The organism is Pseudarthrobacter chlorophenolicus A6, from assembly GCF_000022025.1.
In the GTDB taxonomy this organism is placed as follows: Bacteria; Actinomycetota; Actinomycetes; order Actinomycetales; family Micrococcaceae; genus Arthrobacter; species Arthrobacter chlorophenolicus.
In genome coordinates, this window is record NC_011886.1 from 1,572,497 (window position 1) to 1,587,501 (window position 15,005).

Annotated in this window: 15 protein-coding genes; 14 read left to right on the top strand and 1 reads right to left on the bottom strand. The window is 66.3% G+C overall.

The window, feature by feature from the left end:
- The first annotated feature begins 2 nt into the window (after positions 1–2).
- The 5 genes from ACHL_RS07070 to ACHL_RS07090 are packed head-to-tail and all read left to right on the top strand — an operon-like array spanning position 3 to position 4,201.
- Complete coding sequence (locus ACHL_RS07070) at positions 3–1,178, top strand: acyl-CoA dehydrogenase family protein (protein ID WP_015936618.1); 1,176 nt, start codon at positions 3–5, stop codon at positions 1,176–1,178.
- A 49-nt stretch (positions 1,179–1,227) separates the two neighbouring features.
- The gene (locus ACHL_RS07075) at positions 1,228–1,995 is read left to right on the top strand and encodes a CoA transferase subunit A (RefSeq protein ID WP_015936619.1); all 768 of its coding nucleotides are present in this window, start codon (positions 1,228–1,230) and stop codon (positions 1,993–1,995) included.
- A 2-nt stretch (positions 1,996–1,997) separates the two neighbouring features.
- On the top strand, positions 1,998–2,804 hold the full coding sequence (locus tag ACHL_RS07080) for a CoA transferase subunit B (protein WP_015936620.1): 807 nt from the start codon (positions 1,998–2,000) through the stop codon (positions 2,802–2,804).
- Positions 2,801–3,328, top strand: a complete 528-nt coding sequence (locus tag ACHL_RS07085) for a MaoC family dehydratase (RefSeq protein ID WP_015936621.1) — start codon at positions 2,801–2,803, stop codon at positions 3,326–3,328. The genes ACHL_RS07080 and ACHL_RS07085 overlap by 4 nt, the downstream gene beginning before the upstream one ends.
- Before the next feature lie 33 nt (positions 3,329–3,361).
- Complete coding sequence (locus ACHL_RS07090) at positions 3,362–4,201, top strand: HpcH/HpaI aldolase/citrate lyase family protein (protein WP_015936622.1); 840 nt, start codon at positions 3,362–3,364, stop codon at positions 4,199–4,201.
- Positions 4,202–4,245: 44 nt separating this feature from the next.
- On the opposite strand, the gene ACHL_RS07095 is transcribed toward ACHL_RS07090, so the two are convergent.
- On the bottom strand, positions 4,246–5,706 hold the full coding sequence (locus ACHL_RS07095) for a lipase maturation factor family protein (protein WP_043793856.1): 1,461 nt from the start codon (positions 5,704–5,706) through the stop codon (positions 4,246–4,248).
- A gap of 86 nt (positions 5,707–5,792) precedes the next feature.
- Between ACHL_RS07095 and dxr the strand changes: the two genes are divergently transcribed.
- The 9 genes from dxr (at position 5,793) to ACHL_RS07140 (ending at position 14,998) form a co-directional block, all read left to right on the top strand.
- The gene (dxr, locus tag ACHL_RS07100; protein ID WP_015936624.1) at positions 5,793–6,977 is read left to right on the top strand and encodes a 1-deoxy-D-xylulose-5-phosphate reductoisomerase; all 1,185 of its coding nucleotides are present in this window, start codon (positions 5,793–5,795) and stop codon (positions 6,975–6,977) included.
- A gap of 18 nt (positions 6,978–6,995) precedes the next feature.
- A complete protein-coding gene (locus ACHL_RS07105; RefSeq protein ID WP_015936625.1) occupies positions 6,996–8,327 on the top strand; it encodes a M50 family metallopeptidase in 1,332 nt (443 codons plus the stop codon).
- Between the two features lie 131 nt (positions 8,328–8,458).
- Positions 8,459–9,190 carry a hypothetical protein gene (locus tag ACHL_RS07110; protein WP_015936626.1) on the top strand — a complete coding sequence of 244 codons (732 nt, stop codon included), beginning with the start codon at positions 8,459–8,461 and terminating at the stop codon, positions 9,188–9,190.
- A complete protein-coding gene (locus ACHL_RS07115) occupies positions 9,187–9,690 on the top strand; it encodes a hypothetical protein (RefSeq protein ID WP_015936627.1) in 504 nt (167 codons plus the stop codon). Before ACHL_RS07110 ends, ACHL_RS07115 begins: the two co-directional genes overlap by 4 nt.
- A gap of 25 nt (positions 9,691–9,715) precedes the next feature.
- Positions 9,716–10,009 carry a YciI family protein gene (locus tag ACHL_RS07120; protein ID WP_015936628.1) on the top strand — a complete coding sequence of 98 codons (294 nt, stop codon included), beginning with the start codon at positions 9,716–9,718 and terminating at the stop codon, positions 10,007–10,009.
- Positions 10,010–10,039: 30 nt separating this feature from the next.
- A complete protein-coding gene (gene ispG, locus ACHL_RS07125) occupies positions 10,040–11,206 on the top strand; it encodes a flavodoxin-dependent (E)-4-hydroxy-3-methylbut-2-enyl-diphosphate synthase (protein WP_015936629.1) in 1,167 nt (388 codons plus the stop codon).
- The gene (locus tag ACHL_RS07130; RefSeq protein WP_015936630.1) at positions 11,169–12,059 is read left to right on the top strand and encodes a GNAT family N-acetyltransferase; all 891 of its coding nucleotides are present in this window, start codon (positions 11,169–11,171) and stop codon (positions 12,057–12,059) included. The genes ispG and ACHL_RS07130 overlap by 38 nt, the downstream gene beginning before the upstream one ends.
- 38 nt (positions 12,060–12,097) lie before the next feature.
- Complete coding sequence (locus ACHL_RS07135) at positions 12,098–12,856, top strand: hypothetical protein (RefSeq protein ID WP_015936631.1); 759 nt, start codon at positions 12,098–12,100, stop codon at positions 12,854–12,856.
- 330 nt (positions 12,857–13,186) lie between these two features.
- A complete protein-coding gene (locus tag ACHL_RS07140) occupies positions 13,187–14,998 on the top strand; it encodes a proline--tRNA ligase (protein ID WP_043793858.1) in 1,812 nt (603 codons plus the stop codon).
- The last annotated feature ends 7 nt before the right edge of the window (positions 14,999–15,005 follow it).

Sequence of the window (15,005 nt, forward strand, 5' to 3'; positions counted from 1 at the left end):
ACATGTCCGGCTTTGAACTCAGCGAGGAATACCAGGACCTCAGCGACACCGTCCGGGACTTCGCGGACAACGTGGTGGCCCCGGTGTCCGCCAAGCACGACGAGGAACACAGCTTTCCCTACGAAGTGGTCAAGCAGATGGCCGACATGGGCCTCTTCGGCCTGCCGTTCCCCGAAGAGTACGGCGGCATGGGCGGAGACTACTTCGCCCTCGCCCTGGCACTGGAGCAGCTGGGGCGGGTGGACCAGTCCGTGGCCATCACCCTGGAAGCAGGCGTTTCCCTCGGAGCCATGCCGGTCTACCGTTTCGGGACCGAAGAACAGAAGCAGCAATGGCTGCCCCAGCTGGCCTCGGGCCAGGCGCTCGCCGGGTTCGGCCTGACCGAACCCGAGGCAGGTTCGGACGCCGGCGGGACCAAGACGCACGCGCACCGGGAGTCCGTGGGGGACAAGACCGAGTGGGTGATCAACGGCAACAAGGAATTCATCACCAACTCGGGGACGGACATCACCAGGCTGGTCACGGTCACCGCAGTTACCGGGCAGCATGACCGCGGGGACGGCACGGTCCGGAAGGAAATCTCCACCATCCTGGTGCCCACCGACACGCCCGGCTTCAAGGCAGAAAAGGCGTACAACAAGGTGGGCTGGAACGCCTCGGACACGCACCCGCTGACCCTGAAGGACGTCCGGGTGCCGGAAGCGAACCTGCTGGGCGAGGAGGGCCGGGGCTACGCCAACTTCCTGTCCATCCTTGATGAGGGCCGCATCGCCATCGCCGCCCTCGCCACCGGAGCAGCCCAGGGTTGCGTTGACCTGTCGGTCCGGTACGCCAGGGAACGCAAGGCGTTCGGCCACGAAATCGGCAAGTACCAGGCAATCTCGTTCAAGATCGCCCGCATGGAGGCGAGGGCCCACACGGCCCGCCTGGCCTATTACGACGCAGCCGCCAGGATGTTGGCCGGCAAGCCGTTCAAGACCCAGGCGGCCATCGCTAAGATGGTCGCAGGTGAGGCGGCCATGGACAACGCGCGGGATGCCACCCAGGTATTCGGCGGCTATGGCTTCATCAACGAGTTCACCGTGGCCCGCCACTACCGCGACTCCAAGATCCTTGAAGTGGGGGAGGGCACCACGGAGGTCCAGCTGATGCTGATCGCCCGCGAACTGGGACTGTAGCGGCCGGTTCGCTGCACCCGGGACTGTAGCCGGCCTGAAAGGATCGATGATGATTGACAAGGTTGTTGCAAGCGCCGACGAGGCTGTGGCGGACATTCCGGACGGTTCCTCGCTGGCCGTGGGCGGGTTCGGCCTCTGCGGCATACCGGTCACCCTCATTGACGCCCTGCACCGGGCCGGCACGTCAGGGCTGGAAACCGTCAGCAATAACTGCGGCGTGGACGACTGGGGGCTGGGCATCCTGCTCCGCGACGGCAGGATCCGGCGCACCATCAGCTCCTACGTGGGCGAGAACAAGGAGTTCGCCCGGCAATACCTGGCCGGCGAACTGGAAGTGGTGCTGACCCCGCAGGGCACCCTGGCCGAGAAACTCCGGGCCGGCGGCGCGGGCATCCCCGCCTTCTACACCAAGGCGGGGGTCGGTACCCAGGTGTCCGACGGCGGCCTGCCGCAGAAATACGACGCCGACGGCGGCATTGCGGTCGCCTCAGCCCCCAAGGAGGTCCGCCCCTTCGGCGGGGTGGACTATGTGCTCGAGGAAGCCCTCACCCCGGACTTCGGCCTGGTCCATGCCTGGAAGGGCGACCGGCACGGGAACCTGGTGTTCCACGCCACGGCCATGAACTTCAATCCGCTCTGCGCCATGGCAGGAAGGGTCACCATCGCCGAGGTGGAGGAACTCGTGGAGCCCGGCGAACTGGACCCCGAACACATCCACACCCCCGGCATCTTCGTGCAGCGGGTGGTACTGGCTCCTGACGCGGAAAAACGCATCGAAAAGCGGACTGTTGCCATCAGCCGGGAGGCAGGAGCATGAACATGCAGAAAACCGGGGCACAGAGCGCCGGCACGGAACCGAACAGCCCCGACGCACCGCGGCCCGAAGCCGTCCGCCACGAGTACCGCCGCTCGGCTTCCCAGCCGCACGCGGGAGCCGCCGGTTCCACGGCACCGGCGGACAGCAAGGGCTGGACGCGCAATGAGCTGGCGGCCCGGGTGGCCAAGGAACTCCATAACGGCCAATACGTGAACCTCGGCATCGGCATGCCCACGCTGATCCCCAACTACATTCCGGACGGCGTGGAAGTGGTGCTCCACTCGGAAAACGGCATCCTGGGCGTCGGACCCTACCCGGCAGAAGACGCCATCGATCCGGACCTGATCAACGCCGGCAAGGAAACCGTCACGGTCAACAAGGGCGCTGCGTTCTTCGATTCGGCGGCGTCGTTCGGCATGATCCGCGGCGGGCACGTGGATGTCGCCGTCCTGGGTGCCATGGAAGTTGCGGCCAACGGGGACCTCGCAAACTGGATGATCCCGGGCAAGATGGTCAAAGGCATGGGCGGTGCCATGGACCTGGTGTTCGGGGCCAAACGGGTGATCGTGATGATGGAACACGTGGACCGGAACGGCAAACCGAAGATCGTCCAGCAGTGTTCGCTGCCGCTGACCGGCAAGGGCTGCGTGGACCGGATCATCACGGACCTGGCCGTCATCGACGTGGTCCGCGACAGCTCCGGATCCCGCCTGGTGCTGCAGGAACTGGCGCCGAACGTCTCGGTGGAGGATGTCATCGCTGCCACCGGCGCGGACCTTTTCGAGGAAGACCGGGAACTGACGGTATGACGGACAAGGTTTCGACGGGCCCAGCCACCGGGGCCCGGGTTATTGAACAGCGCGGGCTGTACTACGACGAATTGGAAGAGGGCGTGGTCTACGCTCACCGTCCCGGCCGGACGGTGACCGAAGCGGACAACGTCCTGTTCACCACCCTCACCATGAACACCCAGGCCCTCCACCTCGACGCCGCCTGGAGTGCCACCCAACCGTTCGGCCAGCGCCTGGTTAACTCAATGTTCACGCTGGCCACCCTGGTGGGCCAGTCCGTCACCCAGCTGACCCAGGGAACCATCATCGCGCAGCTGGGCCTGACCGATGTGTCCTTCCCGCACCCGCTGTACCACGGGGACACGCTCTACACGGAGACCGTCATCAGCGGCAAACGGCCCTCGGGCTCACGGCCGGGGCAGGGAATCGTCACCATGGAACATACCGGCCGGAACCAGGACGGCACCGTGGTGGCCCTGGCCACCCGCAGCTGCCTGATGTGGACCCGTGCCGCGCACGCTGAGGCGCAACACGGAAAATAAGCCCGGCACCAAAAATCATCGGAGAATGGCTGTATGACCTTTGTGATGGGCCCCGCCCTCCTCTTCTGCCCCGCCGACCGGCCCGAGCGGTACCGGAAAGCCGCCGCCCGCGCCGACGCCGTCATCCTTGACCTCGAGGACGCCGTGGCCCCGGCGGACAAGCAGCGCGCCCGGGGCGCCATCCTTGCCCAGGTGGGTTCGACAGGCGAGGAACCCGAGCTCGATCCCAGCCGCACCATCATCAGGATCAACCCTGCGGGCACTGAAGAGTTCGAAAAAGACCTGCACTGCCTGGCGCACACGCCCTACAGGACGGTGATGCTGGCCAAAGCCGAAAGCGCGGACCAGCTCGCGGCGCTGGAGGGGTACCAGGTGGTGGCCCTGTGCGAAACGGCACTGGGTGTCCTGAACGCTCCCGCCATTGCCGCCGCCCCCAACGTCGTGGCGCTCATGTGGGGTGCCGAGGACCTGCTCGCCACCCTGGGCGGCACCTCCAGCAGGACGGACGACGGCGGCTACCGGGCCGTCGCCCTCCACGCCCGGTCAACGGTGCTGGTGGCTGCCCGGGCCTTCGGCAAGCAGGCCGTTGACGCCGTGTATGTCAACATCCCCGACACCGACGGGTTGGCCGCCGAAGCGGCCGATGCCGTCGCATCGGGATTCAGCTCCAAAGCCTGTATCCACCCCACGCAGGCTGCCGTGGTGCAGGAAGCCTACGCACCGTCCGATGCCGACGTCGCCGCTGCCGCAGAGCTGCTGGACGCTGCCGCCGAGGCCGGCTCCGGCGTTTTCCGGCATCACGGGAAAATGATCGACGGGCCCATCCTCAAGCACGCCGAATCCATCCTCCGGCGGGCCGGCCAGAAAGCCTGACCGTCCGGGGCGGTCCGTGGCCGGTCGGGCGGCCGGCTGCCCTGCTAGCCTTGCCGTCCCTGCGAGCGCCGCAGCGACAGGGGCGGGATGGGCTCCGAAAGGAACGCTCGCATCCAGCGGTTCCCGGACGCCCGGAACTCCGCCCGGGTGGCGAACCGGTAGTGGTACCGGCGCACGCGCACCCAGCGCGGCGCACCGCCGTCGAACGGGTCATGCCGGAGCAGCCGCAGGGTGGTGCGGTCCGCTTCCAGCAGCTTGCCGAGGAAGGCATAGAACCATTCCTCGTGGACGGTCCGCAGCGGCAAGAACCACATCAGCCAGTCCAGCCTCAAATGGTACGGCGCCCACTGGCGGGGTACCCGGCGCACGTCACCGGGCTTGCCCTTGAACCCGTATTCACGCCAGTCAGAGGAATCATCGGGGTCATCGTCGAGGGTTCCCGACACCACGATTTCAATCCGTTCCTTGGTCACAGTTCCGAAGGCGCCGTAGGCGTTGACCAGCTGCCAGCGGTTGAAACTGGCGTTCATCAACTGGCGGCGCGAGAACAGGTTGCGCAGCGGCTGGTAGCTCAGCGCCAGCAGCAGGGCCGTGGCCGTCAGCGTGAAGGCCAGCCACCACAGGGGCGTTTCCGGCGTGCCGGGATGCCAGTCCAGCGGGATCACAGGCAGGACAGCATGGGCCACCGGATCGCTGACCGCAGCGAACGCCAGCACAATCGCTATCCAGTTCAGCCAGGCGAAGTTCCCGGACGCCACCAGCCAGAGCTGGGTGGCGATGATGATGGCTGCAGCGGCGCTGCCCACCGGCTGGGGAGCAAACAGCAGGAACGGCACCACCAGCTGGGCGAAGTGGTTGCCAACCACTTCGACCCGGTGGAACGGCTTGGGCAGCAGGTGGGCCTGCCTGCTCAGCGGACCCGGCATGGGCTGGGTTTCGTGGTGGTAGTAGAGGGCGGTGAGGTCCCGCCATTCGCGGCCGCCGCGGATCTTGATCATCCCGGCACCGAATTCGAGCCGGAACACCAGCCACGCAATTAGGATCAGGATGCTCCGCGGCGGATCGGTTTGGTCCGAGCCCAGGAAGGCCACGGTGAATCCGGCCTCCAGCAGCAGCATCTCCCAGCCGAAGCCATAGAACGTCTGGCCCACGTTCACGATGGACATGTACAGCAGCCACAGGGCCAGGAAAGCGATCAGGGGCACCCATGGCGGTCCCAGCTGAGGAACGCCGGCTACCAGGAGGGCCGAGACCACCAGCCCGGTTGCACAGACGCCCCGCAGCAAGCCGTCCGAGTAGCCCCAACGGAACAGGGTAGGCCGGCGCAGGCGGCTGAAACCAGCCAGGTAGTCGGGGGCCGGCAGCAGTCCACGCTCACCCAACAGGGCCGGGAACTGGTTGAGCGAGGACAGGAACGCCACGAAGAACAGCGCGGCCACCCCCCGCTGCAGCACCTGACGCGCGAACTCGTAGTCCGCCGCATCGAACCAGGAAAGCCAGTCCACGAAATCCACGTTACGCCCGGCCGCGGCGGGGTCAAGGCGTGCAGGATGCGGCGCACCGGACCACGACGGTGCGGGATACTTAACCCATGCAGCCACGCAGAATCGCCATCCTCGGATCCACCGGTTCCATCGGCACCCAGGCAATTGACGTCGTCGACGGCGCCCCGCATCTTTTCGAGGTCGTGGCCCTGAGCGCCGGAGGCGGCAACCTCGCGCTCCTGGCCAGGCAGGCCGTCCACACCGGTGCGGCGGCCGTCGGGATCGCCGCCGGAGACCCACGCGAGCTTGCCGTGCTCATCGATGAAGCAGCCGCCGCAGCGGGCCGCTCCGGCTACCGCCCGGAGATCATCGCCGGACCGGATGCCTCCACGCGGATCGCCGGGCTTGATGCGGATGTTGTGCTCAACGGCATCACCGGCTCCATCGGCCTTGCACCCACCCTTGCCGCGCTGAAGTCCGGCGCCACGCTGGCGCTGGCCAACAAGGAATCGCTGATCGTCGGCGGTTCGCTGGTAAAGGCTGCTGCGCGCGACGGGCAGATTGTTCCCGTGGACTCCGAGCACTCCGCCATCGCCCAATGCCTGCGCTCGGGCAGCGCAGCGGAAGTGGACAAGCTGGTACTCACCGCCTCCGGCGGGCCCTTCCGCGGCCGGAGCGGGGAAGAACTGCACGGGGTCACCCCGCAGGAAGCCCTCGCCCACCCCACCTGGGACATGGGGCTGATGGTCACCACCAACTCCGCCACCCTGGTCAACAAGGGACTCGAAGTCATCGAAGCCCACCTCCTGTTCGACATTCCGCTGGACCGGATCGACGTGGTGGTCCATCCCCAGTCCGTGGTGCACTCCATGGTGCAGTTCGTGGACGGCTCCACCATTGCGCAGGCCTCCCCGCCGGACATGCGGCTGCCCATCGCGCTGGGGCTTGGGTGGCCGGGCCGGGTACCCAATGCCGCCGCGCCGTGCGACTGGACCAAGGCAGCCACCTGGACCTTCGAGCCGCTGGACGCAACAGCCTTTCCCGCCGTGGACCTTGCCAAGGACGCAGCGAAGCAGGGGAGTACCTTCCCCGCGGTCTTCAATGCCGCCAACGAGGAAGCCGTCACCGCCTTCCACGGCGGGCGGATCCGCTTCACGGACATCGTGGACACCGTGGATGCCGTCCTCAGCGAACACACAGGTTCTTCCCGGCTGACGGTGGAATCCGTGCTGGATGCTGAGAGCTGGGCACGGGCCCGCGCGCACGAACGTTTAGCAGTCAGCAGTCTCTAGGGAAGCAGCAGCACCTCCATGACCCCCGTTCTACTTTTCATCCTCGGCGTCGTCTTCGTAGCCATCGGCATCGCCGCGTCCATCGCGCTGCACGAAGTGGGACACTTGGTGCCCGCCAAGCTTTTCAAGGTGCGCGTCACCAAATACATGATCGGTTTCGGCCCCACCCTCTGGTCCCGGCGGAAGGGCGAAACCGAATACGGCGTGAAGGCCATCCCGCTGGGTGGCTACGTGTCCATGATCGGCATGTACCCGCCCAACAAGGAGGACGGCTCCGTGCGTCCCTCCAGCACCGGGATGTTCCAGACGCTGGCCACCGAGGCCAGGTCCATGGCGCATGAGGAAGTGGGCCCCGGCGACGAAAAACGCGTCTTCTACCGCCTACCGGTATGGAAGAAAATCATCGTCATGCTGGGCGGACCCGCCATGAACATGATCCTCGGCGTCCTCCTCATGGCCATCCTCCTCATGGGCTTCGGCACGGCCACGGCAACCACCACCATTTCGGATGTCTCCAAATGCCAGGTTGCCGCAGGTGAAACCGTGGACCCGGACTCGGCCGACTGCCAGCTCACCCCGGCGGCCGCGGCCGGGCTCCAGCCCAACGACACCGTCACGTCCTTCGACGGAAAAGAAGTCACCAGCTGGGACCAGCTGACCGAATGGATCCGGGCCTCCGCAGGCCGGGAAGTGGCCATCACGGTTGAGCGCGGCGGGTCTTCAGTGTCCACCACTGTCACCCCCGTTCTCTCGGCCAGGCCCATCATCGGCGTCGACGGCCGGCAGGAAACCGATGCGTCCGGCACCCTGCGCTACCAGGACGTGGGCTTCCTCGGCATCGGGTCACAGACAGAACTGGTGCCGCAGCCGGCGTCGTCCGTCCTGCCCATGGCGGGGGAGAACATCCGGCAGGTGGCAGGCGTGATCTTTAATCTCCCGGCCCGTGTGGTGGGCGTGGCCAAGGCTGCCTTCAGCGAGGAACCGCGCGATCCCAACGGACCCATCAGCGTGGTGGGCGTGGGGCGGGTGGCCGGCGAGGTGGCCGCCATGGAGGAAATTCCGCTGCAGTCACGCGTGGCCACCCTGGTGGGGTTGCTGGCCGGACTGAACTTTGCGTTGGCCGTCTTCAACCTGGTTCCGCTGCTGCCCCTCGACGGCGGCCATGTGGCCGGCGCCCTGTACGAGGGTGCACGGCGCCAGGTGGCGAAACTGTTCGGAAAGCCGGACCCCGGTGCCTTCGACATCGCCAAGCTGCTCCCGGTCACGTACGTGGTGGCCGCCCTGCTGATGGGCATGAGTGCGCTGCTGATCTACGCCGACATCGTCAAACCCGTGAACCTGTTCGGCTGACAGGTACGCCCCTCGACGGGATCCAACAGCATCCGAATGGCTGAATGCTCATAATCAGCCAAATATAGCTGATATTAAATAATCAGCTGTTTATGATTGATTGTTTGATATCACCCGCCTACGGTTGAGGTATGTACGTACTGACAATCGACCAGCGGGGGAGCACCTCCGACGTTGACCGCGTGCCTGGCCTGATCGAGGAACTGCGCAGCCTCACGGGTGCCCACTTCGAACGCTCCGTCGGCGACGAACTCCAGGGCACCGTGGGCGACGCCCGGGAAGTAGTGGACATTGCACTGCATGCCCTGCGGAGCGGGCACTGGTACGTCGGCATCGGCATCGGCGACGTCCGCCTGGAGCCTGGCCGGAGCCCGCGCGAAGGGACCGGAAGTGGCTTCGTGGCGGCGCGCAAGGCAGTGGAAACCGCCAAAGGCGCGGCCGGCCACGTTCCGTTGTCGGTGGTGGCGGGCACCATGGACAGTGTCAAGGGTGCCCCCCGGAATTCCCGGGAAGGGCCCGCCGGCACAAACAACGGAGCCAGCGCTGGAACGAACGCCGAAACGAATGATGCAGCGGGTGCAGCCATGAACGCCGCAGCGAATGCCCAGGCCGTCCTGCGCCTGATAGGACGGCTCGTGCAGCAGCGGACGGAGGCACAGTGGCGGGTGGTTGACCGGCTGCGGGCAGCAGGCGGAGCAGGAAGGCATGGCAGCCAGAAGCCCGTTGCCCGGGAACTGGGAATTACGGAACAGTCGGTGAGCCGCGCCGTGCTTCGTTCCGGGTGGCAGGAAGAATGGGCTGCCAGGCCGGCAGCAGCAATGCTCCTGGAATACGCCCTTGCCCAGACCAAAGGAGACCGGTGACCGCATTGTGGATCGCTGCCGCACTGCTGGCGGCAGGTTTTGGCGGCTGGCCCGTCACCGCCCTCGTCTTCCGGCTGGCCCGGACGATTGACGACAAGGCGGACGCGGCAGCCAAGGGACGCGACGCTGCAGACGATCCCTCGGCCGACGTTACGGTGGACCTCCCGGGCCGGGCACCGGACCAGGCTGACCAGGCTGTCAACGGTGAGCTGACGGCGGCGGCCGGCCAGCCGGCGTCGGACGTTCCCGCCGCACCCGCCCAGCGGATCCTCCGTGGCGGTGCCATTATCGGAGTCCTGGAGCGGCTCGGTGTCTGCCTGGCCATCCTGGCCGGCCAGCCTGTTGCCATCGCGTACATTGTCGCCATTAAGGGGCTGGGCCGGTTCGCCGAACTCAAGGAAACCCCGGTGGCGGCGGAGCGGTTCATTATCGGGACGCTGGCGTCCATGCTGTGGGCAGCGGGGATAGCGGCAGCCGTGAAGGTGATTTTCCTGGCGTAGGCCGGCGGAGCGATAGGGTAGCGCTATGACAGTTTTTGCCGTTGAGTACGTTTACGCCGCCGATTCCACCGAAGCCCGCAACGAGGCACGGCCCGCCCACCGCGAATGGACCGGCGGCCTGGCCGAGGACGGCGTGATCCTTGCCAGCGGACCCTATGGAGACGGAGCCGGCGCGCTGCTGATCTTCAAGGCGGACAACGAAGCATCCCTGAATTCGGTCCTCAAGCAGGATCCGTTCGCTGCTGCCGGGGTTATCGCCGGCATCCGCGTCACCGAATGGTCACCCGTGACCGGCATGCTCGCCGGCCTCGCAGCCTAAGCCGTTTCCCCTTCACCTCTAGGAGTCCACGTGACCTCGGTCAGCCTGGGAATGCCCGCAGCACCGCCGCCCGTCCTTGCCCCGCGCCGCAAGACGCGCCAGATCAAAGTCGGTTCGGTGGGAGTTGGCTCGGATTCCCCCATCAGCGTGCAGTCGATGACCACCACGCCCACCACCGACATCAACGCCACATTGCAGCAGATCGCGGAACTGACCGCCTCCGGTTGCGACATCGTGCGCGTTGCATGCCCGTCGGCCGATGATGCCGAAGCATTGCCCATCATTGCCCGCAAGTCCCAGATTCCGGTCATCGCGGACATCCACTTCCAGCCCAAGTACGTCTTCGCTGCCATCGAAGCCGGCTGCGCGGCCGTCCGGGTCAACCCCGGCAACATCCGCAAGTTCGACGACCAGGTCAAGGAAATTGCTGCGGCCGCCCGGGACCACGGAACGTCCATCCGCATCGGCGTCAACGCCGGCTCGCTGGAACCGGGGATCCTCAAGAAGTACGGCAAGGCCACCCCCGAAGCCCTCGTTGAATCCGCCGTCTGGGAAGCCTCGCTGTTTGAAGAGCACGGCTTCCACGACTTCAAGATCTCGGTCAAGCACAACGACCCCGTGATCATGGTGGCCGCCTACGAGATGCTCGCCGAAAAGGGCGACTGGCCCCTCCACCTCGGCGTGACCGAGGCCGGTCCGGCATTCCAGGGAACCATCAAGTCCGCCACCGCCTTCGGCGCACTGCTCTCCCGTGGCATTGGCGACACCATCCGCGTCTCCCTCTCGGCCCCGCCCGTTGAGGAGATCAAGGTGGGGAACCAGATCCTGCAGTCGCTGAACCTGCGGCCCCGCAAGCTCGAAATCGTGTCCTGCCCGTCCTGCGGCCGCGCGCAGGTGGACGTCTACACGCTCGCGGAGCAGGTCACAGCCGGCCTGGAAGGCATGGAGATCCCGCTGCGCGTCGCCGTCATGGGCTGTGTGGTCAACGGGCCGGGCGAGGCACGCGAAGCCGACCTCGGCGTCGCTTCCGGCAACGGCAAGGGACAGATCTTTGTGAAGGGTGAAGTCATCAAGACTGTGCCGGAGAGCCAGATTGTTGAGACACTGATCGAAGAGGCCATGCGTATCGCGGAAGAGATGGGGGAGGCCGATGGCGAAGATGCTGTCAAAGGTGGCCCCGTGGTTAGCGTCTCGTAAGGACGAGCCGGACCCGCCGGGGATATCCGTCCGCACCCTGGACGGCGGGGACACCGCCGCGCTCAGGCATTTGGCTGAGAAGGACCGTGTGGCCAACGTGTTCATCCTCGCGCATCTGCGCACTGCCGGTACCGCCGCTCCCACCAGCGGCGGTGCCGGCATCGTCGGAGTTTTCGACGACGGCATCCTGGTGGGTGCCTGCTGGGCGGGCGCCAACCTGGTCCCCGTCCAGCTCGACCCGGCCTTCGCGCCGCTGGTGGCCGAAGCCGCCAACCGGTCCGGCCGGCGCTACGCATCGGCTTTCGGCCCGGCGGATGCGGTGCTGGCCCTACACGGGGAGCTCGCCGAACTGGGCCACCGCGCCCACGAGATCCGCCCTGACCAGCCCCTGATGGTGATCGACGGGCCCGCTGACGTTCCACCCAACCCGGGCTTGGGACTGGGCGACCTGGCAGACTTCGAGCGCATCCTGCCCGCCTGCGCCGCCATGTTCGAAGAAGAAGTGGGCTACTCGCCGTTCCTGGGCGGCCGGGAGTTCTACAGCCGCCGGGTTGAAGGGCTCATCCGGCAGGGCTATTCGCTGGTCCACCTCAACGAAGCCAGGGAAGTGGTCTTCAAAGCGGAGCTCGGCGCGGTCACCGCCGATGTCACCCAGGTCCAGGGGGTCTGGATGAATCCCCTCTACCGCGGGAAGGGGCTGAGTTCCGGCTACATGTCCGCCGTCGTAGAGCAGGCCCAAAAGATCGCGCCGCTGACCAGCCTTTACGTCAACGGCTTCAACGTCAGGGCCAGATCCACCTATGAACGTGTCGGCTTCCACCAGGTGGGCACGTTCGCTACAGTTCTCTTCTAGCGGCCCGACGCGGGGCCGCATGTGGACTTGGGGGAAAATTGAAGACTTCTGTGCTGGGTACTTTTGCGGTTTCTACGGCTCTGGTGATCGGTGTTTCGGCGTGCGGGGGCAGCTCGGCACCCGAGGGCGCGGCTGCCTCGGCGGGGAGCCCCGCATCTGCCGGAACATCGGCGGAAACACCCACTCCCTCGCCCACCCCAACGACGGACAAGGCGTACACCAGTGAGGAGCTGGCCGGGGTTGTGCGCGAGGTGCGGGACTCGGCAGACCGGCGGCTGACACCAGTCCCCGGCGAAGAGTTGGCCAGCACCTTGCAGCAGTCCAAGGACATGCTGTCCTCCATCGAGGTTGAGCCGGCGGCATGCAAGGAACTGGCGGCCTCCGGCCAGGTACCGTCCTTGGATGGGGCGGCAATTGCCCTGGGACTCAGCACGGACGCCTCCTCCGGCATGGTCACCGCACTCTCCCTGATGTCGGGACTGGACCAGGCCGCGCTGGCGAAGGTTTCCGACCCTTCGGAGCAGCTGGAGAAGTGCTCGAACATGGTCATGACGGTGGCGGGCGTCGAGGTGGCGGTTGCCATCACCCGCATCGACGGCGTCAGCGGGGTTGCGGGAACCACCGCGTTCCGCACCGAAACGACGCTGCCTAACGGCCAGGTCCAGTCGGTGACCACCGCCCAGGTTGTCCACAATGGCGTGGTGCTGTCCGCCGTCGCATCCGGCGGAACCGACGGTGCGGCTGCCCAGGAGCAGGCAGGTTCGCTCCTGGATTCCGCGGCAGCCCTTATCAAGTAGGCCGCCCGGCGGCGTACTGTCCGGCTTTTTCTTCCGGTCAGAAGTCCTCCAAGGAAGAAATTACTTGTCAACGTGCCCGCCATCACATAGGTTCGATCTAGCTGCGCTGAGTGGAGTGGGCGGTCTCACCAGTCCTCACCTGTAATAAGGCGATAACGGCGTTGAGCCACGCCCGGATGCAATGACCAGCCCTATTGGGGGGCCAGGGGCTTTGCAACCGGGCGTGGCTCTACTGTTTCCGGGCGAGTGGTGCTGTGCCGGTAGATTAGTATGCAGACGAATTTGTCCGGCCCTGCTGATCCAGCACTTTTCCAGAAACGGATACCACCCGTGGTCCTTAGAATGTCCCAGCTTTTCCTGCGCACCCTGCGTGAAGATCCCGTCGACGCAGAGGTGGCCAGCCACAAACTGCTGGTCCGTGCCGGCTACATCCGCCGCGCGGCTCCCGGGATCTACACCTGGCTGCCGCTGGGCCTGAGCGTACTCCGCAAGGTGGAGCAGGTCATCCGTGAGGAAATGGCCGCCATCGGTGCCCAGGAAGTCCACTTCCCGGCCCTGCTGCCGCGGGAACCCTACGAGGCAACCAACCGCTGGACCGAATACGGCGAGGGGCTGTTCCGGCTGCAGGACCGCAAGGGCGCTGACTACCTGCTGGCCCCCACACACGAGGAAATGTTCACCCTCCTCGTGAAGGACCTGTATTCCTCCTACAAGGACCTGCCGCTCAGCCTCTACCAGATCCAGAACAAGTACCGCGACGAGGCACGTCCCCGGGCGGGCCTCCTCCGCGGCCGCGAGTTCATCATGAAGGACTCCTACTCCTTCGATGTGGACGACGCCGGCCTGGACGCCAGCTACGCGGCGCACCGGTCCGCTTACCTCAAGATCTTCGAGCGGCTCGGCCTCGATGTTGTCCCCGTAGCAGCCACGGCGGGCGCCATGGGCGGCTCCCGGAGCGAGGAGTTCCTCTTCCCCACGGAAATCGGCGAAGACACCTTCGTCCGCTCTGCCGCAGGTTACGCAGCCAACGTCGAAGCCGTCACCACCGTGGTGCCCGCGGACATCGACTTCACGGGTGCACCTGCCGCGGAGGTACTGGACACCCCGGACACGCCCACCATTGAGACCCTGGTCAACGCGTCCAACCAGATCGCGCCCCGGGCCGAGGCCGACGGCGGCCCCTGGACTGCCGCTGACACGCTGAAGAACGTTGTCCTTGCGGTGACGCTGCCCACCGGTGAACGCCAGCTGGTGGTCATTGGCCTTCCCGGCGACCGCGGTGTGGACCTGAAGCGCGTCGAAGCCAACATTGGCTCGTTCCTGCCGATGGCCGGCGAGATCGGACTCGAGCAGGCAGGCGAAGAGGACCTCAAGAAGCAGCCCCTGATCGTCAAGGGATACCTGGGCCCGGGCCTGTCGCTGGACGCCCCGCTCCTGGGCTCCGAAGGAACCACCAAGCTGCTGTACCTGGTGGATCCGCGGGTGGTCAGCGGCACCAGCTGGATCACCGGCGCCAACGAAGCCGGCAAGCACGTCTTCGGCCTCGTTGCCGGCCGCGACTTCACCTGGGACGGCGTCATCGAGTGCACCGAGGTCCGTGCCGGCGACCCCGCACCGGACGGTTCCGGACCCCTGGAAACGGCGCGGGGCATCGAAATGGGCCATATCTTCCAGCTCGGCCGCAAGTACGCCGCAGCCCTGGACCTCAAGGTGCTGGACCAGAACGGCAAGCAGGTCACGGTCACCATGGGTTCCTACGGAGTCGGCGTTACCCGCGCGGTGGCTGCCCTGGCCGAGGCCAACCACGATGCCAAGGGCCTCACCTGGCCCCGCGCCGTGGCACCTGCCGACGTCCACGTGGTGGCGGTGGGCAAGGGCGAGGACATTTTCGCCGCCGCTGAGCAGCTGTCCGTCGGCCTCGAAGCCGCCGGCCTCGACGTCATCTACGACGACCGCTTCAAGGTGTCCCCGGGCGTGAAGTTCGGTGACGCCGAACTGCTGGGCGTGCCCACCATCCTGGCCGTCGGCCGAGGGCTGGTTGACGGCGTCGTGGAGATCAAGGACCGCCGCACCGGCGAAGCCGAGAACGTCGCTGTGGACAAGGCCGTTGACTACGTGGTCAACGCCGTCCGCAACAGCTGATCCCGGG